A 25,777-nucleotide genomic window follows, 5' to 3' on the forward strand; every position below is an offset into this window, starting at 1 on the left:
GTCATCCTGAATGAAGCAGTCACCAATTTTTTTACTGCCTGAATTGAAGGAGAGAATATGGGGAGGTACAGCCTTAAGAGATCAATTTGGCTATGATATTCCTTCTGATCGAACGGGAGAATGCTGGGCAATTTCTGCTCATCCAAACGGACCAAGTGTCGTGCAAGACGGTCCATATAAAGGGAAAACGTTGATCGAACTCTGGGACAATCACAGAGAATTGTTCGGGGGAATAGAAGGCGACCGCTTCCCGCTATTAACCAAAATTTTAGATGCAAACCAAGACTTATCCGTTCAAGTACATCCAGATGATGATTATGCGGGAAGACATGAAAATGGAGAGCTTGGAAAAACAGAGTGCTGGTACATCATTGACTGCAAAGAAGGAGCAGAAATGATTTATGGTCATAATGCAAGAACACGAACTGAGCTGGTGACCATGATGAACAGCGGAGATTGGGAAGGTCTCTTGCGGCGAGTGAAAATTAAGCCTGGCGATTTTTATTATGTGCCGAGCGGAACCATTCATGCGCTATGTGAAGGAACGCTTGTCCTTGAAACGCAGCAAAGCTCAGATACGACTTACCGGGTGTATGATTATGAACGAAAAGACCAAAATGGCAATGAGCGTGAACTTCACTTCGCGCAAGCTATTGATGTCACAACGGTTCCTCATGTAGACGGTTATGCAGATGAATCAGTAGAAACTCGTCCAGGGGTGACCATTCGAACATTTGTCGAAGCAGAATATTTCTCTGTGTATAAATGGGAAATTGATCAAAAAGTAGAGCTTTCGCAGGATTATCCGTTTTTGCTGTGCAGTGTTATTAATGGGGAAGGGTCTTTAGAGCATAATGGGAACACGTACCCACTGCCAAAAGGGGCTCATTTTATCCTGCCAGCTGAAACAGGGAGCTTCTCGATTGAAGGATCTTGTGAACTCATTGTGTCACATATATAAAAAGAAAAAGACTTTCAAGTGTGGTATACAGCTTGAAAGTCTTTTCTAGTTAATTTAACACTTTATAAAAAGTATCCATTGCTCTTTTATTGTACTCTTTGTAATTGAATGTAGCATAAGTAGGATTTGTATGGGTACTAAAGTTATTAAGCCCGCCTACAAGCCCATCGACACTGTTATTGACTAAAGCACCGTATTTACCATTCTCTAAAACTGTTCGATTGGCAATAATATCTGTTGCCAAGATATCCATCCCTAGCGTCATTGCTTCTAAAAGTACCATTGGCTGGCCCTCATAGTGCGATGATAAAACAAAGCAGTCACACATTTTTAGGATGGTAAATGGATTTTCAACTTGGCCTACTAAAAACACATAGTTTTGCAATTTTAATTTGTCTATTAACTTTTGAAGGTCATTTTTAAGAGGGCCATCGCCGAGAATATATAGTCTGCTATTTGCATTGGTTTCTACATGTTGTTTAAAAGCAGTAATTAAATTATCTTGTCCTTTTTCTGGAGACAAACGTCCCATATTAACAAAATTATAGTGTTCTTTGGAAGGATAAGGAACAAACCTATTTCCTATTTTAAACCCTTGAACTTCATGAATTTCAAGTGCCTTTTTATCTACCCATCCGACTTTTTCATTATTAAGCTCTATGGAACAGTAAGTTGATATAGGCGTGGTAATTTCTTCAGTAATATCAACTTCTTTTTGATTGTACAGATAATAATCTTTTAAGACTTTAAACCTAGTATTTTCACTAGTTTTTTTATAAATTTTAAATTCATTTAAATGCAGAGAAGCAGAATAGCTCACTTCTTTACGGTTTAAAATAGTTTGATGATCTAATGTTTTAAACGCTCTTACATTTAACCATCCAATCACTTTTCCGTCTAAAGAAAATTGGTAATATGTCGCTTCTTTTGTTTTGTGGCTCTTGTGTACAGTCACAATAGCATCTTTATATAACTCAGCGCTGCAGACTTTAGCAAATCCGAAATTTGGATATGCTTTTGTCCATATTGTATGATTCTCTGTATGGACAATTTTCATTTTCTTATTTATTTTTCTTTCTAAAAGTGTTCTATTGTGCAATGAGCGAATAAATTCTTCGTGTTCGTGGTAATTTTTGTTCAATAATGTTTCTTTTTCATTTTCAATCATTACTTGTTTTTCCTCAGATGGAACACCATTTACTTCATAATTCTGCAGTATTTTTAGTGCTGATGAGTCTATCCAGCCTATTAGTTGTTTGTTGATATAGAATCTACAGTAGAGTGAACGTTCAGTTCTAGCTTCTCGATCTATCTCTACAATAATATTCTTATAGGGGTGACTCGAAGAAACCTTTTTAATTCCCTTCGTTTTATAGGGCTTTGTCCAAATATCATTACGATTAGGATTGGTAATGACTGCCAATCTATGAACTTCTTCTTCACATATAATGCTATCTGGAAGAAGTTTGAAAGATTTTTTATTTAACCATCCTACAACATGATCTTCATAAGAGAACTTATATAGAACTTCGTTTTGTTTTGTTACAGCTTTTCTTGTAATCATCACCACTTTGTTTTCAAACTCTTTGTTTGAAAAAGTGGAGAGATCATCTTCTACTAATGTAGGAAAGATTTTATCATGTTTGCTGCTTAAAATTTTTGCTCTTGATTTAAAAGGCTTATTTGATAGGATAAGGCTTGATGTGTTTTGGTCACTAGATTGTAATTCTGTTCCTAAAATTTTGTCTGGATTGATTGAGTTCATCACATAATCAAACTTACTTTCATCTGCATAGTTAGATAAATTCTGTTTGTTTAATTCCATTGTACCTTTAGAAACACTAACCAACTTATCAAATTTATGATATATGGTGAATAAACCTCTCAAATTTATTTTATGAGGCTTCTTACCATTGATCGTTCTTTCGCTATCTGAGAGAAGATCATTATGCATAAAACATATTTTTGTTTTAGCATCTGCAGAAACGAGATATTTAGCCCAATATAAACTATAGCCGCTAAAATCAATGACATGGTCAAAAGTGGATTTTCCGAAAAGGCGGCTGAATTCTCTGTAATAAGCATCTTGTGGATAGAGCCTTTCTCCTAGTTTACCTGTTACTCCACGATTATGAATGAATTTATCTTTATAAACTTCTTGTAAAGTATAGACAGGTAGGCCTGGCTTGAAAATAAACCTGACATTTTTATTGACTTTAGCAATATTATTTAATACTTCTTTGGAGTTTGGTGTACTCATAAAGCAACTAACATCATATTTATGATAATCAATATTTTGTGTTAAGTTAATGAAAGAGGAAGTGATACCATTATTTTTCATCCCCCCAGGGTAAATCAATATCTTTTCTTTTTTTTCATGAAAAGTATTGATGAAACGGATGGTTTCCGTATCCTTGTTGAAAATAGCTTTAACAACTCTTTCAGTCACTTTACCATCGTCATGTTTTGTGAAGTCATGTTTAAATCGATTATACTGATGTTTAAATCTTGAATTTATGTCTTCTATACAAGCAATTGAATCTGCCAAATCTTTAATATTATAAAGACGGGGACCAGGAAGGTCTTTAAGATTAAAATACATGCCTCGCTCTTCATTATATTCATCTGCATCCCACATATAAAAAAGAACGGGTTTATTTGTAACTAGAAAATCAAAAAATATACTTGAATAGTCAGTGATCAATAAATCGGTCGCACTTAGCAGCATATTTGTATCGACAAAGTCTGGTATCAGTCGACCTTGTAATTCTACTAATTGACTGGCTTGGTGATACAGGAATGGATGAAGCTTAAGAAGAATATTATATTCTTGACTGTAACGTTCGTGTAAGTAATTCAGGTCAGAAGTGATCTGAATTAAATTGTTTTTAACTTTACCTACACTTGTCCCTTTCCAAGTAGGTGCATATACTATGGTTTTTTTCTCTAAAGAAAGGTCTACCCCAAAAGAGTGAAGGTCTTTTTTAAATTCAAGAGGATTGGTATTCAACGTTAAATCAATTCTTGGATACCCTTCTTCTATAATTCCCCCCGAGAAAAGATGTTTCAACTTATAACTATTTATAAACATACTTGTTGTATGTTCATTTGGGCTAATGAGATAATCAGAGTTTAAAAAATTTCTCAATACATTCTGAGAATGTGCAGGGTTTCCTGGAATATCAAAGCCCATATATTTCAAAGGTGTGCCATGCCATGTATTGATATAGACTTGTTCCTTTTTACATATAAAAAATGGTTGAAAAGTAGAGTTGTTAATTAAATATTTTGCAGTAGCTAAGTATTTCAAATAATCTTTAGAATTACGCTTTACAAAAATGATGTTTTGATAATCGGTATACTTATCTAAAATTGGTTTTAACATTTCAAAATCCTCAATTGCCCAAATGTGTGTATAGTCTTTAAAATTAGGCTTATGTAGCAAATATTCAAAAATGGCTAATGGACTATCGGTCATACTTTTTCCATCTCTAGATTCATAAAGTACGGTTTTTTCAACAACATCAAAACGCTGATAATAGAATGCATACAAATTATTTCTTTGGTGCCTTTGATCCTTAGTAAAATTCATTAAAGGATCTTTTAAAAATTTTATTTTTCGTTTTAATATTTTTTTCTGTTTGGAGATTTTCTTTTTCATTTTCATCATTATGACTCCTTTTAATAATACTATTGAAAAAGTCAAAAAATTCGTTATTATTGACAATAGAAGTGAATTTGAAATTATCGATAGAAAATTCAAATAATGTTTTATGATACCATATCTTTAAAGGAAAATTAAGAAATCATTTTATCTTTAAAGTAAATTTAAGATGATGTATTGGGGTAAAAGTCCCCCCGAAAATGACATTTTTCATGGAATTTAAATATATTAATCTTATTCTGTTAACAAAGTCTGATGTTTTTGTCGATAAAGAGATTAGTAGACTATATGCAAAATTAAGAGAGGGACAGGGAACGTGAAAAAAACCATCAAGATTATGTTACTCGCAGCTGCCTTTGGTATGACATTACACACAGGCAAAGAAGCACAAGCAGCCTCCTATGTCGATCAATCCATTTATACAATCAGCACCTCAAAAGTATTTACAACAGAAGCAGAAGTGAAAAAAGCAGTTGACGCATTGAAAAAGGACAAAAAGTGGACAGCCACTTATCAAACCTCAGGAAATACATCAACCTATCAACTCATTGCCTCAGGATATGACTCACAAGCTGCAGCAAGTGCAAGTGCTACGGCATTAAAAAAGGAGCTGGGCATGAGCGGTACTGTGTCTCCAGTAGGTGACCGCCTTCCTTTACAAAAGGTCGTATCTGACCCAATCAACGATGAAAGCCAGGCGAAAAAGCTCTCATTAGAGCTGACGAAAACATCAGGGCTCAATAGCTCCTATGAACCTATCAATCAAAGCAAACCTTCTTATCAGGTCATTTCAGGAGTCATTGATTCAGAAACGAAGGTCAAAAATATTCAGACGGAATTACAAAAGCAGGTCGGAGTCACTAGTACATACCAAACTGAAAGCAAAGCGGGCACCGTGTATCAGCTGATCTCAGGCAATATTGTTGGACAAAGTAAGGCAAATACCATCCTGCAAGGCTTTCAAAAGGAATCTGGTATAAAAGCAGTGCTTCAAACGGTGGCTGCAGGCAAGCCGTATTACATCGTCACATCAGCTGCACAAGCTAACCAGTCTAAAGCCCAGATCCTTCTGACCCAGCTGCAAAAAGAAGCAAAAATCAGCGGGAAGATTCAGAAGGCAGGAGCTGCTAAAAATGTGTATAGCATGGAATCGGGCTATTTCAAAGACAGCAAACAAGCAGCCTCAGCTGTAGCGCAGATCAAGAAACAAACTGGTGCTGCCGGTACGTTGCAGCGAGTAGGGAAAACGAAAAATTATATCGTGAAGCTCAATCAATTAAACGATACGGCTTACGCAAAAACAGTGGACTTTTTCAAGAAAAAGAAATGGCACTATACGTCCAAAAAAATATCTTCTACGCAGCCATATCAAGTAGTGACTGGGAATCTTTTGGGTGATGATCAAGCGAAAAAAGCAGCCGCTTTCTTCCAAAAGAAAAAGGTGTCCGCAACAACGAAAAAAACAGGTGTAGCATCTGACAGCACGTATCGACTTGTCGTCAATCAAGCAATGGACCAGGCAAAAGTGAATAAAGGTGCCGAATACTTAAAGGCACAACAGGTAACAAGTAACATCACAACAGCCCAGGGGCAAGCCGTCACCAAAGCGTATAGCTTGGTGACAACACCTGTATATGATCAAAACAAAGTGAAGCAGGCGCAAGAAATCATTGAGAAAAATGGGGTTGCCAGTAGTACAAAAACTTTAACAGAAGTTGTCAAGCAATACCGTATCACAACAGAGGCGACTGTGAATCAGACAAAACTCAATCAAGCACTTAGCTATTTGACGAAACAAAAAATGAAGGCGGCCGCCCAAAAAACGGGTACAACCGATTATGGTCAATATCAGATCAAAACAGGTGTCATTTCGACTGCTGCATTGCGTGATCAAGGCATGACATTTTTCAAAAAACGGAATGAAACAGCAGCTTATACAACGACAACATCACCGGTATATAAAATCAACATGACGCAGCAATTCACCGGATTAACCAGTGCCAATGCGGCCATTGCTTTTGTGAAAAGCCAATATGGCTGGACAGCCACCGCAACCAAAATCAAAAATGGTCCAATGGTTATGCAAACGAATTATAACCTCACTGTCAATGAGATGGTGAACAAACAAATGAAGGTGTCACCACAGACAGATGGTGCGGCATATGTGTATGCGACATATGTAGACGCAGCGACTTCAACAGTGAATACGGATGGGTTAAATGTACGTTCTACACCGGATTCAAGTTCTTCAAGCAACATTGTGGCACAGCTGAACAAGGGCACAAAAGTGAAACAGCTTGGGAAAGAAGGAAACTGGATAAAGATCAGCCTTGGCTGGAGAAATGCGAGTTCAGCAGAAGTATTAAAATATGTAGACCCAGCCAATATCGTTGAGGGTACGCCATCATATTTTCAATTTCTCAAACTCTCTGAAGCTGCGAATCTCGATCCGGCTGAAGTCAATTCGAAGATTTTAGCAGGGAAAGGTATTCTAGCTGGAAAAGGACAAGCCTTTATTACAGCAGCGAAAACGTATCATATCAACGAAATCTATTTAATTTCTCATGCGCTGCTTGAAACTGGTAACGGAAGTTCGGTTTTAGCGAACGGTACGAAATTTAATGATAAGATCGTATATAATATGTATGGCATTGGTGCATATGACAGCAATCCGAATTACCTTGGTGCAAAGTATGCGTATGAACAGCAATGGTTTACGCCAGAAGCAGCCATTATCGGCGGGGCAAAATTCATTGGTAACAGCTATATCAATAACGCCACATACCAACAAGATACGATTTATAAAATGCGCTGGTCTGCGGCAGCCACTCATCAATATGCAACGGATATTGGATGGGCTTATAAACAGGTCACTCGTATGTATAGTTTATATAACTTACTTGATAACTATACGCTGTATTATGATATTCCGGTGTATAACCAATAAAAAAACGTCCGTGCTTCCTATTGAGAAGCCGGACGTTTTTTGTGTAAGAGCTGCTGTTCGATAAATGATAAGAGCTGTTTACTTGACTGCCCCTTTGAATATTGGTTCCATTCCTCAGCAAAGGTTTTTAATAAGGCTCGATTGTCTGCTTCGTTTAGCTGCATTAGCTCCTTTAAGAGCATGTCATGAGTCACGCAAGCCTTTCCTGGAATGATGTCTTCATAATGATCGACTAAGCCGCGTTTCGTTCGATAAGTTTCTAGATCATAAGTGAAGAATAAAACAGGTTTTTGAAGCAGCGCATATTCAAACACAATTGACGAATAATCCGTAATCAAGACATCACAGGCATAGAGCAAAGGATAGAGCGGCTGATCGGACACATCAAATATCCATTCACCATCTGTTTCAGCTTTGGCTAAATGTTTAACCGCAGGATGAAGCTTAACGAGCAGGATGTAGTCACCGTTCAGTTCTTTCTGCAATTGCTCTTTTGAAAAGGGTAGGACAAGATCGTCCATAGCGAAATCTCGATAGGTCGGTGCATAAAGCAAGATTTTTTTTCCTTTTGGGAAAACATCTGTATCAAAGGAAGGTGGGCGCTGATCATAGTACACATCCGTAAACGGCACACCTGTTGGTAAAAAACGATCGTCATCGACGCCAAATGAAGTGTTAAAAATCTCACGCATTTGATCTGAGCCTGTGACGATATAATCGAAAGACGCATAGACCCGCTTGAAGCGTTTCAGATCACGAGAACTTCGGTCACGATTTGAAGCGTCTTCAAGACCGAACTTTTTCAAAGCGCCATTGGCATGCCACACCTGAATACAAGTAGTAGAAGGTCTATTTCTTAGCACACTTGTCATCAGAAAATAATTATCCGTGACAACGACTTTGCTTTTCAGCATCGTATACATACATTGAATGAGATGGAAGGGATTTTTTTCATGAAAATAGCGAAATGACACATGAGGCACGTCCTTTTCTATCACGGAAGCATGCTTCGTATAGAGGACAGTGAGCTTCATCGTCATATTCGCCTGTTGTTGATAAGCATCAATGAGAGCAGCTGCATTCTCTTGGAATGAAACAAGCAGCGTCACCTGGTTTTCACGAGGTTTCACGCCGCTCATCAGCCATCCAATGAAAGACACAAAAGCTGCATAACATGAGATGATCAGTGAGCGTATATTCATCATGTATCAGTCTCTCACAGCTGCTTCGTCTGATCCTTTACTTGCTCAGGATAGTAGCGCTTTTTCCCTTTGTTTTCTTTTAATACGGCAAAAGCGTACTTCGGAATATTCAGCATTCGTTTCCATCTCCACGGATTGACAATCAGTCTGTACAGCCATTCTGTATTTGTTTTGATCATCCAGCGTGGTGCACGTTTCACCGTTCCGCTAAATACATCAAAGCTTCCACCTAAACCGATGCAAACAGCTTGCGGGAACAAATGACGGTATTCATAAATAAAGTTCTCTTGGTTTGGATAACCTAAAGCAACAAATACCATATCTGGTTTTGAACGAGCAATTTGTTTTGCCACAAAACGTTTGTCGGCTTGATAACCGTCACAGCTGCCTGCGATCACCACATTTGGATATTCCGAATCAATCCGCTGTTTGACAGCCTCAAGCACTTCTTTTTTCGCCCCATATAAAAAGATACTTTTAGATTGCTTGTTTGCAAGATCGAGCATAGACATGAACACATCAAAACCTGCAATTCTTGATTTCAATGGACTTTGTGTCATACGTGACATCAACACAACACCTACACCATCCGGCAGTACATAATCCGCAGAAGAGACCACTTGATGGTACGCATCATCCTTCATGACTGCATAGCCGATCTCTGGATTCACCGTCGCAATCATGGCGCCTCTTCTCTGGGAAATATGATGTTGATTGATATAGCTGATAAATTCTTCTAAGTCGCCATTTACATAAGAAAGGTTAGAGACCATTTCTGTTTGCATTGCTCAGACCCCCTTTTTATCTTGTTATCTATGAACGTTCATTGTAAATTCATTCTTCACCTACTCATCATTTTATCACAGTTGCTCCATGAAATATTAACAATAACTTTACAATCCTTTAAATTTCGTGACATTTTCATCACTTCATAGGACTGAAGCCTAGTGAAACATTGATTTTTCGGACTTTTTCATTCGTGCCCATTAAATTGGAAATAGTTTGTCTTTACATCTGCTTAACGTTTGTTGGGCGTTGTGATATAATGAGGTTCCGAAGAGCGAAAAAATATGAATCGATGATAATAGGATTACGGATAAACATTACTGTTTGAAGCAGACGAATAAGGATGAAAGAAAGGAGTTTATGTTTACAATGAAGAAAGTTATTACTTACGGTACATTTGATTTATTACACTGGGGGCACATCAAGCTGCTAGAGCGTGCAAAGCAGCTCGGAGATTACTTAGTGGTGGCCATCTCTACAGATGAATTTAATTTACAAAAATCAAAAAAGGCTTATCATAGCTACGAGCATCGAAAGCTGATTTTAGAAACCATTCGTTATGTAGACGAAGTCATTCCAGAAAATAGCTGGGATCAAAAAGTCCGCGATGTACAAGAGCATGACATTGATGTATTTGTCATGGGAGATGACTGGGAAGGCAAATTCGATTTCTTGAAAGAGTATTGTGAAGTCGTTTACTTGAAGAGAACAGAAGGTATCTCGACAACACAAATTAAGGAAGAAATTGCGGGACTTTAATAGATTGAAAAAAAGTACTTCTTATCTTTTGGTGAGAAGTGCTTTTTCATGTAAAATACAATGAGCAAGGCATCATTATTTTTAAGGAGAGCTTCCTGTGTTTCAAAATTGGATGAAGAAAAAAGTTGAACACACATTGGATCAACCTGAACCACATGAAACAATGACATCAGTTGGTATCCCTGATATGGACTACTACTTTATTGTAGGTGATGTGCCAAAACAGGATGATAGTTTAACGAAGTCTTTAAATGCAAGATTAAAGCGACTGGCTGAGGAATATAAACGTGCTGTGATTTTAACTTTGAACTTCGATGTAAATGCGAAGGAACGTATCCGCAGCATGAAGGAGGCCTTCCATCCTCAAATTGACATCATGAATGTATTCGAACATTATATTTTACCGGAGAGCGGGAGCAAAAGGCATTACTCGGAGTTTATTGCAGGGGAAGTACCGCATTCGATCAATGAATCGGTCATTCCGGCAGATGAATCGACCATTCAGGTGACGAGATATGAACTGCCTTCTTTCCCCATTTGGACGATTGATCAATATAATGAAGAGCAGCAATTAGTAAAGAGGGAAGAATACGATTGGCAGGGAGCTTTGCGCAGAGTACAAAGCTTTGTTCCTCATACAGGCGCTCTATACTTAGAGGAATTGATCAAGGACGATGGCAGCATCTTTATGGAGATCATCTACTCTGGTGATGCAAAAAAAAATCCAGTGCGCCATATTAATTGGTATAAAAAAACAGGAATTCAAACATTTTCAAAGAAGGCGGATATAAAGCAGCAATGGCTATCTATGATTCAATCACAAAATGACCGGTTAAAGCTGATGGTAACAGAGGAACGGGACCAAGATCGCCATCTGTTTAAAATAGATCAACCGGAAACAACTTATTATGCTGCTTTTGTGCATGAAGCCCATTATGAGGAAAACCCGCACCACATTGATTCTCAATATGGAGAATTATTTAAACAAATCAGAAAACAGCAAGTGGATGCCGTCTTCTTTGGAGATACTAAGCATAAAGAAGATGTCGAGAAGGTATTGGGAGAACAAGCTTATTTTTATCATGTGCCTTCTGATGAAATGCCGGCTTGGAATAGAGCCCTTCATCAGATGCTCGAAAACCGTGTGCGTAAAGATGAACTGAGAAGTATCGTGGAGCGCATGAAATGGAGCTTGCGTGATCTAAGCTCTGAACACCATGTTCTGCACCTTCAGCTTGAGGTGAAGGACGAAATGAGCCAAGCGGATCATGTGAAAATTGATTTTGCAGGATATGATCGAGTCAATGGAGCTGAAATTATCTCTCAAACAATTGATGAAAACCATCAAGTTAGCTTCCCAATTGGTCATTTTCAAACAAAGAAAAACATTGAATTGAACGAAACGAAATATGTTGATTTTTACATTCGCTTCAAAACAGAAGAACTTCAAGAAGTTCTGCAACGTCTAGAAGTAGAGGGAGAGCTCCTGACCAATAAACCATCATCAATAGATGGCTGGTCGTATCAAACAAAGCAGGGGAACTATTCTTGGAAAGTGAAATAATGATACAAAATAGCGGTAAGATTTTTGAATAGAGGAGACTAACGATTAATGATTGAAGAGGGTATTCAAAAGAAGAGTGTCGTTATAGGTTTAAAAAATCATCATGAGAAATTAGAAATGCTCGTCCGCATCTACGATGACATGCCATTAGCAGATAGAGAATTTTATCTGTTTATGAGAGAAAGGGTATCAAAACAAGAACTATTCCTTCCGCTTGTTCATCAGGAAGAGAATCTATTCAAATTGGTACTGAATGAAGCTTCGTTCCCGCTTTCGTTAGAGCAAGGCCAGACATATAACTTATATGTTACGGACTATCTGAGCGCAGACAAAGAAGAGGACGAAGACGAGCTTGAAGACTCAGCCTATGATTCTGATTCGGAAGAAGAGGAAGAGGAAGTAAAAGAAGCCGATATCAATGCAGATTCTGAAATAGAAGAGAAAACACCATATTATAAACGTCGCTTGAAAATGGACATTGAAACGCCAGAGATGACATTTTTAGAAAATAAAGAAGCGATGCTGTATGTTATTCCATATCGTACAGACAAGGGAAATGCTTCTTTGAAAATCAAGCGGGAGCTCAAAGTTGTGAAATTCAATCACATCGAGCTTAACAAAGAATGTACGTTATCTTTATCTGGGTATGCAGGCGTTCTGAGTGCAGAGCACCCATATCAAATCAAAGAAGTAAAGCTTCTATTGAAGAAGAATGGTGAAGAACCAATTGAGCACCGCTTTCCGGTAAAGATCACACATAAAAAAGATGAAGCAATTGAATACCGTGATGACCATCAAACACCACAGCTTTATCAATTTTTAGCAGAAGTCCCTTTGAAGGAATTAACTTATTCCTTAAACAAACGCCTTGTATATCGTTTCTATCTTGAGTTTATTTGCGATGTTAACGGAGTGGAAGAAACGTTAACAACGACTTCTTTAGTGCTGGGAGACCGTTCAAACAAACTCAAAGGGCTTGTTCAAATTCATAAACGAAACGATGTACCGATTCGATATGAAGTGTACCGAAAGAAAAAAAGACAAACGCTTGGCATCCGAATTAATGATTACACCATGAAGACACGTGCTAAGTACTATGTGAAGAGCAAATGGAAGAAAGTCAAAAAGCAAATCGGCAAAATCAAAAAAGTCCGCAATCGACTTGTGACAAGGACGTTCCAAACGACCTTTACACTGGCGAGTAAGCTATCTGTGAAAGAGAAAACCGTTGTTTTTGAGAGCTTTAATGGGAAACAATTCAGCTGTAACCCTCGTGCTATTTATGAATATATGAAAGAAAATCACCCTGAATATACGCTGATCTGGAGCGTTAAAAAAGGGCATGAAGCACCGTTTAAGGAAAGAGGCATCTACTATATCAATCGTCTGTCATTCAAATGGATTTTTGCGATGGCAAGAGCCGAGTATTGGGTCGTAAACAGCCGTTTGCCGCTATGGGTTCCAAAACCAGACCACACAACATATTTGCAAACATGGCACGGTACGCCGTTAAAACGACTGGCGATGGACATGGACGAAGTGCATATGCCTGGAACAAACACAAAGAAATACAAAAAGAACTTCACGAAAGAAGCATCGAACTGGGATTATCTCATTTCTCCTAATGCATACTCGACTGAAATCTTTACACGTGCGTTCCAATTCCAGAAGACCATGATTGAGTCGGGATATCCGAGAAATGATTTCCTTCACAATCAAAACAATGAAGAAACGATGAGAGCACTCAAACAAAAAATGAACCTGCCGCTTGATAAAAAATTGATTTTATATGCACCGACATGGAGAGACGATCAATTTTATAAAAAAGGGCAGTACAAGTTTGATTTAGACCTTGATCTGCATGAGCTGAGAGCAGCTATCGGAGAAGAATATATCATCATTCTTCGTATGCACTATTTAGTCGCTGAAAACTTTGATCTAGGACCATATGAAGGCTTTGCCTATGACTTCTCTCATTACGAAGACATTCGAGACCTGTATATGATTTCTGATCTGCTCATCACAGATTACTCATCCGTGTTCTTTGATTATGCAAACCTCAAACGTCCGATGCTGTTCTATGTACCAGACATCGAAACATATCGTGACAAACTAAGAGGCTTCTACTTCGATTTTGAACAAGAAGCACCAGGACCGCTTGTAAAAGAAACATCAAGCGTGATTGAATGGGTAAGAGAAACAGAACAGCCGACTTTTACATTACCAGCTTCATTCGCACCGTTTTATGAAAAGTTCTGCTATTTAGAGAGCGGAGAGTCATCGAAGCGTGTGGTGGAAGTAGTGTTTGAATAGGTTAAATAAACAGGATAAAGGCTTACAGCTAATGGCTTGTAAGCCTTTTATCATGATATAAAGTGAAATAATCCTCAACTTCTGTTACAATTATGAACGGTGCTTTTTAAAAAAGTAATCCCAAAAACTTATATCTAAGGAAGATAACAATGAACGCAATGTTGACGATATTGAAGGAGCAAATCGGCTCATTTCCGCTGATTATGCGACTTGCTGTTTATGAAACAAAATCAAAATATCAGATGAATTATTTAGGTGTTTTATGGCAGTTTTTAAATCCATTGATTCAAATGCTGGCTTACTGGTTTGTTTTTGGTATGGGAATTAGAGGAGGACAGCCAATTGTTATTGGAGGCATGGAGGTTCCATTTATCATCTGGATGCTTGCCGGATTAATACCGTGGTTTTTCATTAGCCCGACAATTCTTGATGGATCAAACAGTGTGTTTAAACGCATTAATATGGTATCGAAAATGAATTTTCCGATTAGTGCGCTGCCGTCTGTGGTCATCATGTCCAATTTGTTTAGCTATTTTGTCATGATGGGTGTCTATCTCATTGTGCTGATTTCTTATGGCATATATCCTGACGCGCATTGGCTACAATATATTTACTACCTTATATGTATGATCGCGTTTATGTTTTCGTTTAGTTTGTTTAATTCAACAATTAGCGTACTCGTGAGAGACTATCAATTTCTGTTACAATCCGTGACACGTTTACTTTTCTTTTTGTTGCCGATTTTTTGGAATATCTCAGAGAAGCTCACTGGAGACAAGGCATGGATAGGAGATATTTTAAGACTGAATCCTCTGTTCTACATTATTGATGGTTTCAGAAATAGCTTGTTAAAGGGAGAATGGTTCTTCCATGATGTGAAATATACGCTTTATTTTTGGCTGATGACGCTCCTTCTTTTAACAGTTGGTTCATTGCTTCATATGAAATTCAGGGATAAATTTGTCGATTTTCTTTAAAAAGTAAGGAGATTATACGATGAAACTAAAGGTTTCGTTTCGAAACGTATCCAAGCAATACGTCCTATATAAAAAACAGTCGGATAAGATTAAAGGGCTGTTTTTTCCTAATAAAAATGAAAAAGGTTTCTTTGCTGTTCGTGATGTGTCCTTTGACGTATATGAAGGTGAGACGATTGGTTTTGTAGGAATCAATGGATCTGGAAAATCAACGATGTCGAACCTTCTAGCGAAAATCATTCCACCGACGAGCGGTGAGATTGATATGGATGGCCAGCCTTCGTTAATTGCCATTGCGGCAGGGCTGAATAATCAATTAAGCGGTAAAGACAACATTCGATTAAAGTGCTTAATGATGGGGCTGACGAATAAAGAAATAGACGAGCTATATGAAAAAATCGTCGAGTTTGCGGATATTGGCGACTTTATCGATCAGCCTGTAAAGAGCTATTCAAGCGGGATGAAATCTCGTTTAGGCTTTGCCATTTCAGCACATATTGATCCAGATATCCTCATTATTGATGAAGCGTTATCTGTAGGAGACCAAACCTTCTATCAAAAATGTGTGGACCGCATTACAGAATTTAAAGAACAAGGAAAGACAATCTTTTTTGTGAGCCACTCCATTAGTCAAATCCAAAAAATCTGTGACCGGGTTGCTTGGATGCATTATGGTGAGCTTCGTATGTTTGATGATACGAAAAAGGTTGTGAAAGAGTATAAGGAGTTTGTTGAATGGTTTAACAAGCTATCCAAGCAAGAGAAAAAGGAATACCAATTGAAGCACAAGGAAGGCCGAAAAGGTGTACAAAAGACAGAAAGGGTGTCTCGTTATCATGAGAACGGGAAACGACGTTCGTTTTTCGGACCAGCGTTACAAGTGACAATTTTAGCGCTCTTCACCATCTTACTTGCCCTTTCTATGTTTTCGGACCGCCCGCTTCGTACGCTGGCGACATTTGGTGCAATTCCATCAAATAAAACAGAGGCGCCTCAGTCAACGAAGAATGAGACGAAAGGTGCCTCTGATATGAAAAAAATTGATCAACTGGCCATAGTCAAGGCAGATCCAATGACAGTCTATAAAGACCAAGCCATGAAGAAAAAGGCAGACGTTACGTTGCCGTTTGGACAAGAAGTACAGGCTGTGGCTGAAAACAAACAAACCGTTCAAATCAAAACGGCAGCAGAGACGTATTATGCGAAACCTAATGCGCTGCAAAACGCAGATGAGTTGAAGCCATTATCCATCGGACCCGCACAGTTCAATTCCTACGTATCTCCCGCATCCGCAGGCTCGTATGAATACTTACTTTCTTTCCTTGGGAAAGAGGAGTCTGTGCTGAAGCAAAGAATGCAAACACTTATCTCGGTCAAAAGTGAACATGGTGATGCCATTGAGCGGCTGACGACTGAAAAAACGGATTATGTGATTCAAAATGGACAGGCGAATACGATGGTGTTCCGCGAGATCATGACGATTTCTCCTTCGACACTCGGGCTGACAGAACAGAATGTCTGGATGAATGAGAAACAAACGAAATTCGCAGTAAAGGGCGGAAATTATCTGTTTGTCATTGATAATGAACAGCATACGCTGACCATTTCAGTTATGAAATAAAGAGAAAAGCTGCCGATGCCGGCAGCTTTTTTAATGGGCTTCTTCTTTTTCAAGAAGCTGTTTCATAAATGGAATGAGTTTCTTTTTCAGCTCTTCATCCTGAAGGGCAAACTCTAGGGTCGTTTCAATGAAACCTTGTTTCTCGCCGACATCATATCGTTTTCCTTCGAAATCATAGGCAAATACGCGCTGGATGTCATTGAGCTTTTGGATGGCATCTGTCAGTTGAATTTCTCCGCCTGCACCAATTTCTTGTTGATCGAGGAACATAAAAATCTCTGGCGTGAAAATGTAGCGCCCTAAAATGGCTAGATTCGATGGTGCTGTTCCTTGCGGCGGCTTTTCAACAAAGTTTTTTACTTGGTAGCGGCGTCCTTCTTGTGTAAGAGGATCAATGATCCCGTAGCGGTGCGTATCGCTGTCTGCTACCTGCTGAACGCCGATCACAGATGACAAGGTTTTTTCATATTCATCCATCAGCTGGCGGAGCCCAGGTGTTTCGGCTTGAACAATGTCATCCCCTAGTAACACGGCAAATGGTTCATCGCCGATAAAGTTACGGGCGCACCAAACGGCGTGACCAAGCCCTTTAGGCTCCTTTTGGCGGATGTAGTGAATGTCAGCAATATTAGAGGACTTTCTTACCTTTTCTAGTAATTCTGTCTTCCCTTTTTCTTCTAGATTACGTTCTAGTTCGGGAGCAAAATCAAAATGATCTTCTATAGCTCTTTTCCCTTTCCCAGTCACAATAATAATATCTTCGATGCCTGAATCAACAGCTTCTTCGATAATATATTGAATAGTTGGTTTATCTACGATTGGGAGCATTTCCTTAGGCATGGCCTTTGTTGCAGGAAGAAAACGTGTTCCTAGACCTGCAGCTGGTATAATGGCTTTACGTACTTTTTTCAATGAATTTTGCACCTTCCTTAAATACGATTGTATATATAGAGAGTATACTATTAAATTCTATCTTACTTTTAAAAGGAGTCAAACTCTATTGTGATGTTTTATTTAAATATTTTATTAAGCTATAATGAAGTTCAATTATCAATTGTAGATAATTTTTGTATAATGGGCTCATAATAATTGAGAAGGAAAGAGGCATCGACTATTGAAAACATTACATGTAATGACTGTATTCGGGACGAGGCCTGAAGCGATTAAAATGGCACCCCTTGTCCTTGAACTAAAAAAATATCCACAAATTAAATCTTCGGTTACTGTGACTGCTCAGCATCGTCAAATGCTTGATCAAGTGCTGAAAGCTTTTGATATCAAGCCCGATCACGATTTAAATATTATGAAAGAACGCCAAACATTATCTGAAATCACATCAAACGCCCTGTTAAAACTAGATCAATTATTCCAAGAGGAAAAACCTGATATTGTCCTTGTTCATGGAGACACAACGACAACCTTTGCGGGAAGTTTGGCTGCTTTTTATCACCAAATTTCAGTTGGTCATGTTGAGGCAGGCTTGAGAACACATAATAAGTATTCACCGTTTCCGGAAGAATTGAACCGCCAAATGACCGGAATTATTGCCGATATTCATTTTGCGCCTACACATGAGGCGAAGCAGAATCTTTTAATAGAAAATAAAAAAGAAGAAACCATATTTGTCACAGGAAATACCGCCATTGACGCTCTGCAAACAACAGTCACTGAACAGTATCAGCATCCTATTCTAGAGAAAATAGGCACAGATAAAATGATCTTATTAACGGCTCATCGTAGGGAGAACCTTGGTCAGCCGATGAAAAACATGTTTAGAGCGATTAGACGTGTTGTAGAAGAGTTTGAAGATGTTCAGGTCGTATATCCTGTTCATTTAAATCCTGTCGTTCGTGATGCGGCACAGACGGAATTCAGTGATCTCGATCGTGTGCACTTAATTGAGCCGCTTGAAGTGGTGGACTTCCATAACTTTGCTGCTGCTTCACACTTTATTTTAACGGATTCCGGCGGTGTGCAAGAGGAGGCTCCATCTTTAGGGAAGCCAGTATTAGTGCTGCGTGATACAACAGAACGTCCAGAAGGCGTGAAAGCTGGCACGCTCAAGCTCGCAGGAACAGATGAGGAAACCATTTATCAGATGGCAAAAGAGCTGTTAGAAGACCAGCAAGAGTACGATCACATGTCGAAGGCTTCTAACCCTTATGGTGATGGACAAGCATCGAAACGTATCGTTCAAGAGCTCCTTCATCGTTTTGGGTTAAGTGACGAAAAGCCAGCCCCATTTCAATCATAAAAAAACGAAGACTACATTCACGTAGTCTCAGGCTGTCGAGAAAATCTCGACAGCTTTTATTTTTCCCTTAAAGTTTCCATCCCCTCATTTTATAATAGAGAAAAGCATACTAAAGGAAGGTGTTTTTCTCATGTTCCACACTAGAAATTCTTCTCAGCACGAAGCCGAATTTGTATTGCTAGATCAACTGGTCGAAGAGGATCACCTGCTTCGTAAAATTGATCAGTACATTGATTTTTCATTTATCGTAGATAAAGTAAGACCGTATTATAGCGAGAATAAAGGTCGCCCTTCTCTTGATCCGCTTATTTTGTTCAAAATGATGTTTATCGGATACCTGTACGGTATCCGTTCTGAAAGACAACTTGAAAAAGAAATTTACTATAACATGGCGTATAGATGGTTTTTAGGTTTGAACATCAATGACCCCGTTCCTCATCACTCGACCATTAGCTGGAATCGTCGTACTCGATTCAAAGATACAACGATTTTTCAAGACATTTTCGACGAGATCGTGCTTCAAGCTATCAATCATGATATGGTAGGAGGCCGCGTTCTTTTTACTGATTCAACTCATCTTAAAGCCAATGCCAATAAACATAAATATACGAGAAAAACGATTGAACAAGATACCCAGAACTATATAAATGATTTAGAAGAAGCGATCCAAGAAGATCGGGTGGCACACGGAAAAAAGCCCTTAAAGGTAAAAGAGGAGGTGAAAACGGAAAAAGACATTCGTCAAAGTAAGACTGATCCTGAAAGTGGCTATCTTTATCGTGAAAACAAGCCAGAAGGCTTTTTCTACCTAGACCACCGTACAACAGATATGAAGTACAATATCATCACTGATGCTCATGTCACACCAGGTAATGTCCACGATTCTGTACCATATCTTGAACGACTGGATCACCAAATCGCACGATTTGGTTTTCAAGTAGAAGCTGTTGCCCTTGATTCTGGTTATTTGACAACCCCAATCTGTAAAGGTTTATCCGATCGACGTATTTTTGGTGTTATCGCACATAGACGCTTTCATCCAACAAGAGGATTATTTGAGAAGTGGAAATTTCAGTATGACTCTGAACACGATCACTACATATGCCCGAAGGGTGAAAAGCTTTCATATACCACAACTGATCGAAAAGGTTATAGGTTCTACAAATCAGATCCCAAAAAATGTGCTTCGTGTCCTTTTCTTGAAAACTGTACAAGATCTAAAAATCATCAAAAGGTCATCTCAAGACATGTGTGGGAGGAACATAAAGAAAAGGTCAGACAAAATCGTCTGTCTCCCGCTGGAAAAGAGCTATACAAAAAAAGAAAAGAAAAAATAGAGCGAAGCTTTGCAGATTCAAAACAACTGCATGGGCTTCGCTACTGCCGGTTGAGGGGAAAACAAAATGTGAGTGAGCAAGTGCTTCTCACAGCTGCCTGTCAGAACATGAAGAAGATTGCCACACACCTAGCGAAGCTAGGCTAGGTGTGTGGGAGGCCTTTTTCATTCAATCTTATCCACCATCATTACGATGAAAATAAAAAAGATTGTAGAAAAACATGAGTTTCTCTACAATCTGAGACTACATTCACGTAGTCTTCGTTTTTTACTGTTCTAAACTTTCCTTCAATTCCTTCTTCACTTTCGCTAAACTGCTGTCATCAAGCTGATAATAATAAATGTTATTGATTCGTGTGCCTGTGCCTTTCAGCTCGTGCTGTTTCACATTCTGTCTTGCATCACGATAATCATTCATCAGCGTCCACATATCGTCAAAGGACATGTTGGTTTTCATGTTGTTTTCAACAACTTTAAACATATCGCCGAATTTCGTAATAGATGAGATGTTAGCTCCTTTTGCAATGATGCCTTCAATGACCTGACGCTGTCTTTGCTGACGCCCGAAGTCACCTTTAGGGTCTTGCTTTCTCATTCTTGTATAGGCAAGGGCTTCATCGCCGTTCAGGTTAATCTCTCCTGTACCAAATGAATGGCCGTCATAGCTGAAAGCAAACGTGCTGTTCACTGTGATGCCGCCAAGTGTATCGACAATATCTTTAAAGCTTTCCATGTTTACTTTAAAAAAGTAATCAACAGGTACATCAAGCAGTTCTTCTACTGTATCTGCTGCCATTTGTGTACCGCCGAAAGCGTAAGAATGGTTGATTTTATCCATTGTGCCTTTTCCGACAATTTTTGTATACGTATCACGCGGGATACTCACCATCTCGGTTGTTTTGGTTTTCGGATTGACTGTCATGTATATTAATGTATCTGCACGGCCGCGGTCATTCTTTCTTTCATCGACACCCATGATTAAAATCGAGATCGGGTCTTTCTTACTTAAATCGACATCTTTGTCACGCTTATCTGACTTCTTTAAGTTTTCCTGAATACCTGCAACCGTTGATGCCGCTGTGTTCCAAAGATGATAGGCATATCCGCCAGTAACTAAAACGAACAAGCCAATAATCGATAAAACAATCCAAAGAACCTTTTTCTTCTTTCTTTTTCTTTCAGCTCTCATAATGTCCCTCACCTTTTCTATGATTCTTCCATGATTATAGGTTTACGAATCTTGATAAACAAGTTATTTTTTTACTCTGAACCTAGATATAGACGTTGTAACAAAAAAAAGGTTTCAAAAAACCTTAAATTTACCTTAAAATATTATGTTATAAGACGATACAAAGACATGAGGTGAAAAAAATGAAGAAAATCGTCGGTTTACCGTTCTTAATACTACTACTAGGTATCGTGCTCACAGCATGTGGAACGGCTGAGCAGTCCTCAGGAGAAAACAAGACAAGCAGTTCAACTCCTCAGGTACTTGAAGAACAAGCTGAATTTATTGGAATGGCTGATGCACATACAGTTGAAGTGAAAAAAATGAATACGACCTTAAGCTATGAATTTACGGATAATTTTAAAGATGTGTTAAATGAATTTAAACCAGGTGACAAAGTAGAAATCTCTTACTTTATCAATGACAGTGGTCAAAAAGAAATTCAAAAGATTGAAAAACAGAAGTAAAAAAGATGGGCGGGATGAACAAAATTGAAGAAAACAGGCATTACACTTATTGTTCTCATGACACTGACTCTACTAGTCGCACCGTTTCAGTCTGCCATGGCTAGCTCGACAATTTCAGTGAAATTGTCTAATTATATCGGAAACAAAAATAGTATAGATCTATCAACAACTGGAGAATACAAGCTATCAGGATCAAATGTTGCTGTCACGAAAAGATATGATGGCAAAAATCGATACGAAGTAGCCAATAGTATCGCTTCTGCAGGCTGGACAAACCCTTCAACCGTTGTGATTGTGAGCCGAGATGCTTTTGATCATGCCATTTCTGTATCGCCGTTAGCATACAAACTGGGCGCACCGATTTTGTACACGAACATTGAAAAGCTCACGAAAACAACTGAAAACCAGCTGAAAAAAATGAATCCGGACAACATCCTGATTATCGGTAATACGAAAAGTATTTCAACAGCTGCTGAGAAATCAATCAAAAAGTACGGTAAAGTGAGACGCATTAGTGGAAAAGACAAGTTTGAAATATCCCAAAAAATCGCAAAGGAAATGGGTAACTACAAGCAAGCCGTAGTTGTCGGCGGGAACTCATTTATGAATGGGATTGCGATTGCATCCTATGCATCGAGAAAAGGATACCCAATTCTCTTAACAAAAAAAGATTCTATTCCGTCCTACAAATTGCCAAGTAAAGTGATCATCGTCGGCAGTACGAAAAGTACTGGACAAAAAGTAGAAAATCAAATCAAAAAAACCTCACAAGTTACACGAATCAGCGGGGCCAATCGCTACGAATTATCTGTGAATATCATCAAGAAATTAAATATCAATGCAGATAAAGTCTATTTAGCAAAAGCCTCTAGCTATATTTATGCAATGCCGATGTCGCAATTGGCTGCAAAATCTAACAGTACCGTTGTGTATGTGAAACCAGATTCTGTTACAGCATCACTAAAAGCACTGCTGAAAGAAAAAGGTACATATGCTTACCATCTGGCTGGTAGCACAAGTGCAATCAAAGATAGCTTGAAAAATTCTTTAGCCAAGCAAGTCTATCTGAAAAAAAATCAAAACTACCAATTGAATATTTCTAACGGAAAAATTTCATTAAAAGGCATCAAGACGTATAACACATTAAGAGTTGTTCCTGAGAAATATTCAACGAAAAATGTCCTTCAAATTGCAGGAAAGCCTTACTTAGGTCATGTAAACTTTGCCATTGAATCAGGATATATCAGGCCGACTCTCGAAAATATTCCATTTGAAGACTATCTTAAAGGTGTTGTGCCCAACGAAATGCCTGCAAGCTGGCATGTTGAAGCATTAAAAGCACAAGCGGTTGCCGCTAGAACGTATTCAGTGAAAAGTATTGGGAAAGTCGTACCTGATACAACAGCCTTCCAAGTATATGGAGGATATAATTGGTACACGAATTCGACAAAAGCTGTCGATGCCACAAAAGGAAAGGTTCTGACATATAACAATCAACTCATTTCAGCAACCTATTATTCTAGTAATGGCGGATATACTGAGGCAAGTGAAGAAGTGTGGGGAAATGCACTTCCATACTTAGTAGCCAAAAAAGACACAAAAGATCCGGTCAATACTTGGACACTAAAGTTGTCTAAAAAACAATTAGGCACTACGCTCACTGCAAGTACAGCAGCCTCTCAGTGGTCTAAGACAAAAGAAGCAAATGCAGCCGATCTTGTTGGTCTAAAATCATGGCTGCTGAAAAACAAAGAAACAGCTGCATCTGACATGAGAATCGCAGCAATCTCTAGTCTGACATTCTCGGGTAAAACAAAAGGTCAGCGTGCGCAGACAGTATCAATCAAGCTGAATTACCATTTGAAAAACAAAACAGGCACGTATACAGTGAACAAAAGTACAACGGCAAGTATGAAGATGACGGAGTTTAGAACCGTCATGGGCGCAACAAAGGTGAAAAGTACGTTTGCGTCAGTAAAAAATAATACAGATGACTTCACAATTTCAGGAAAAGGGTATGGTCACGGCATTGGAATGAGCCAATACGGCGCCAAAGCTAGAGCTGAATCTGGAGACTCATATTCTTCCATACTTTCGTTTTACTATCCAGGCACGAAACTAACAAACTATTAAAAGGTTAAGGGAGGACTTAGAAGATGCGCTCAATGATCAAAACAGCCATCCTCAGCCTCATCGCTATTTTCGTTATTGTTCCAACAGCTTTGGCAGATAACTCAGTCTCTCGAATTGACGGCGGGAGCCGGTATGCTGTAGCAGCAAATGTAGCGAAAACAGGATGGGGAACAGCAAGTACAGTTGTTTTAGTAGGGAAGACTGCGTATGCAGATGCAACAGCGGGGATTCCGCTTGCACATCAAAAAAATGGACCAGTTCTTTACACAAACAGTAAAAGCCTTTCAGGTGATACAAAAAAAGCCTTAACGGCATTAAAGACAAAGACAGTCATTGTATTAGGTAGCACATCAAGTGTGTCAAATGACGTGGTCAATCAAGTGAAGAAAATGGGCATCTCTACACAACGTATTTCAGGAAAAAACCGATATGAGCTATCTGCAAATATCGCGAAAAAAATGAAAACGCCAGCTGGCGTTGTTGTCGTGGAAGGTTCTTTCTATGCGCATGGGATTGCGATTGCACCTGTGGCAGCGCAAAAAGGGTTCCCAATTCTATATACAGACAAAAAGGGCCTTCGTTCTGAAATCGCCGCTGTTGCAAAGGCAAGCAATGTGAAACAAACCATTGTCGTAGGCGGAGAGAATTACGTCACAAAAGCAGCTTACAATCAGTTGAAATCTCCAACTCGAATCAAAGGCTCTACTCGTTATGACGTAGCTGCGAATATTGTGAAAAAGTACAATATGAGCACAAATAATACCTATGTAGGGAGAGGATTTGGCTATGCCACTTCATCTTCTGCGGCAGGGATTGCAGCCAAGCAAAACAAAGCCTTGCTTTTGACGAACGAAAAGACGTTGCCAAAAGTAACAAGAGCAACAATTAGTAGTAAAAATATCACCAAATTCACGGTCGTAGGCAGTCCAAATACGGTCACAGCAACTGTTGTGAATCAATTGAAGAACCCAGTCGTCGGCAAAAAAGTATTCATTGACCCAGGTCATGGCGCTCAAGATTCAGGAGCTGTAGGCTATGGATTATATGAGAAGAACTTAAATCTAGACGTAGCGAAGCGTTTAAATACAAAATTAAACAACGCAGGTGCACTCGTTACCATGTCAAGAACATCAGACACATTTGACAGTCTTCAAACACGAGTGAGCAAAGGTGCGGATGCGAAAGCAGATATCTTCATTAGTGTTCATGCGAATTCAAATGATAACAGTAGTGCAAATGGGACAGAAACGTATTACGACACAACATATGCGTCTGCAAACAGCTTAAAGCTTGCACAAAACATCCAGCCTAAAATGGTCAGTGCATTAGGCACAAGAGACCGCGGTGTGAAAACAGCTGGCTTCTATGTCATTAAATATTCTAAGATGCCGAGTGTTCTCTTAGAAACTGGTTTTGTTTCCAGTCCAGTTGATTCAAATATTTTGAAATCCGCCACATATAAAGACCGATTAGCATCAGGGATTTCAAGCGGCGTTTCAGGCTATTTTAGATAAAAAAACACAAACATGAGGGGTGCCTAAGATACTCCTCTAGGCTGCTCGAGA

At 38.8% G+C, this 25,777-nt stretch carries 17 protein-coding genes; 12 read left to right on the top strand and 5 right to left on the bottom strand.

Annotation, left to right across the window (positions count from 1 at the left end; all coding sequences use genetic code 11):
- The first annotated feature begins 10 nt into the window (after positions 1-10).
- Positions 11-961, top strand: coding sequence for a mannose-6-phosphate isomerase, class I (gene manA, locus BK049_RS10695; RefSeq protein WP_008357550.1), 951 nt, complete (start codon positions 11-13; stop codon positions 959-961).
- Between the two features lie 49 nt (positions 962-1,010).
- Here the strand turns inward: manA and BK049_RS10700 are convergent, their stop codons facing one another.
- Positions 1,011-4,628 carry a CDP-glycerol glycerophosphotransferase family protein gene (locus BK049_RS10700; RefSeq protein WP_244887339.1) on the bottom strand — a complete coding sequence of 1,206 codons (3,618 nt, stop codon included), beginning with the start codon at positions 4,626-4,628 and terminating at the stop codon, positions 1,011-1,013.
- Positions 4,629-4,941: 313 nt separating this feature from the next.
- Between BK049_RS10700 and BK049_RS10705 the strand changes: the two genes are divergently transcribed.
- Entirely contained in the window at positions 4,942-7,572 is a 2,631-nt protein-coding gene (locus tag BK049_RS10705; protein WP_071168483.1) for an N-acetylglucosaminidase, read from the top strand.
- 17 nt (positions 7,573-7,589) lie between these two features.
- Here the strand turns inward: BK049_RS10705 and BK049_RS10710 are convergent, their stop codons facing one another.
- Together BK049_RS10710 and BK049_RS10715 are read right to left on the bottom strand one after the other, a co-directional pair.
- Entirely contained in the window at positions 7,590-8,777 is a 1,188-nt protein-coding gene (locus BK049_RS10710; RefSeq protein ID WP_008357547.1) for a CDP-glycerol glycerophosphotransferase family protein, read from the bottom strand.
- Positions 8,778-8,788: 11 nt separating this feature from the next.
- Positions 8,789-9,559, bottom strand: coding sequence for a WecB/TagA/CpsF family glycosyltransferase (locus tag BK049_RS10715; RefSeq protein ID WP_071168484.1), 771 nt, complete (start codon positions 9,557-9,559; stop codon positions 8,789-8,791).
- Between the two features lie 370 nt (positions 9,560-9,929).
- Here BK049_RS10715 and tagD point away from each other — a divergent pair, with 370 nt between their 5' ends.
- The 5 genes from tagD to tagH all read left to right on the top strand — a co-directional run bounded on the left by tagD (position 9,930) and on the right by tagH (position 16,794).
- The gene (gene tagD, locus BK049_RS10720; protein ID WP_008357543.1) at positions 9,930-10,319 is read left to right on the top strand and encodes a glycerol-3-phosphate cytidylyltransferase; all 390 of its coding nucleotides are present in this window, start codon (positions 9,930-9,932) and stop codon (positions 10,317-10,319) included.
- Between the two features lie 97 nt (positions 10,320-10,416).
- The gene (locus tag BK049_RS10725; protein WP_071168485.1) at positions 10,417-11,883 is read left to right on the top strand and encodes an alpha-glucosyltransferase N-terminal domain-containing protein; all 1,467 of its coding nucleotides are present in this window, start codon (positions 10,417-10,419) and stop codon (positions 11,881-11,883) included.
- Between the two features lie 48 nt (positions 11,884-11,931).
- Entirely contained in the window at positions 11,932-14,196 is a 2,265-nt protein-coding gene (locus tag BK049_RS10730; protein WP_071168486.1) for a CDP-glycerol glycerophosphotransferase family protein, read from the top strand.
- A 149-nt stretch (positions 14,197-14,345) separates the two neighbouring features.
- A complete protein-coding gene (locus BK049_RS10735; RefSeq protein WP_008357537.1) occupies positions 14,346-15,173 on the top strand; it encodes an ABC transporter permease in 828 nt (275 codons plus the stop codon).
- 19 nt (positions 15,174-15,192) lie between these two features.
- On the top strand, positions 15,193-16,794 hold the full coding sequence (gene tagH, locus BK049_RS10740) for a teichoic acids export ABC transporter ATP-binding subunit TagH (RefSeq protein ID WP_071168487.1): 1,602 nt from the start codon (positions 15,193-15,195) through the stop codon (positions 16,792-16,794).
- 30 nt (positions 16,795-16,824) lie between these two features.
- Here tagH and galU read toward each other — a convergent pair whose 3' ends face one another.
- Positions 16,825-17,706, bottom strand: a complete 882-nt coding sequence (gene galU / locus BK049_RS10745; protein ID WP_071168488.1) for a UTP--glucose-1-phosphate uridylyltransferase GalU — start codon at positions 17,704-17,706, stop codon at positions 16,825-16,827.
- A gap of 202 nt (positions 17,707-17,908) precedes the next feature.
- On the opposite strand from galU, the gene wecB reads away from it, so the two are divergent.
- Together wecB and BK049_RS10755 are read left to right on the top strand one after the other, a co-directional pair.
- Complete coding sequence (gene wecB, locus BK049_RS10750) at positions 17,909-19,048, top strand: non-hydrolyzing UDP-N-acetylglucosamine 2-epimerase (protein WP_071168489.1); 1,140 nt, start codon at positions 17,909-17,911, stop codon at positions 19,046-19,048.
- A 130-nt stretch (positions 19,049-19,178) separates the two neighbouring features.
- Positions 19,179-20,531 (top strand): IS1182 family transposase, encoded by a 1,353-nt coding sequence (locus tag BK049_RS10755; protein ID WP_071167934.1) that lies wholly within the window; start codon positions 19,179-19,181, stop codon positions 20,529-20,531.
- 121 nt (positions 20,532-20,652) lie between these two features.
- On the opposite strand, the gene tagU is transcribed toward BK049_RS10755, so the two are convergent.
- Complete coding sequence (tagU, locus tag BK049_RS10760; protein ID WP_008357528.1) at positions 20,653-21,573, bottom strand: polyisoprenyl-teichoic acid--peptidoglycan teichoic acid transferase TagU; 921 nt, start codon at positions 21,571-21,573, stop codon at positions 20,653-20,655.
- 182 nt (positions 21,574-21,755) lie between these two features.
- Between tagU and BK049_RS10765 the strand changes: the two genes are divergently transcribed.
- From BK049_RS10765 to BK049_RS10775, 3 genes are read left to right on the top strand one after another with little or no spacing between them, the layout of a single operon-like run.
- Positions 21,756-22,079 (top strand): LytA, encoded by a 324-nt coding sequence (locus BK049_RS10765; RefSeq protein ID WP_071168490.1) that lies wholly within the window; start codon positions 21,756-21,758, stop codon positions 22,077-22,079.
- Between the two features lie 24 nt (positions 22,080-22,103).
- Entirely contained in the window at positions 22,104-24,212 is a 2,109-nt protein-coding gene (locus BK049_RS10770; RefSeq protein WP_071168491.1) for a SpoIID/LytB domain-containing protein, read from the top strand.
- Positions 24,213-24,235: 23 nt separating this feature from the next.
- On the top strand, positions 24,236-25,726 hold the full coding sequence (locus BK049_RS10775) for an N-acetylmuramoyl-L-alanine amidase (RefSeq protein ID WP_008357523.1): 1,491 nt from the start codon (positions 24,236-24,238) through the stop codon (positions 25,724-25,726).
- Positions 25,727-25,777: the final 51 nt, after the last annotated feature.

It is taken from the genome of Bacillus xiamenensis (assembly GCF_001857925.1).
In the GTDB taxonomy this organism is placed as follows: domain Bacteria; phylum Bacillota; class Bacilli; order Bacillales; family Bacillaceae; genus Bacillus; species Bacillus xiamenensis.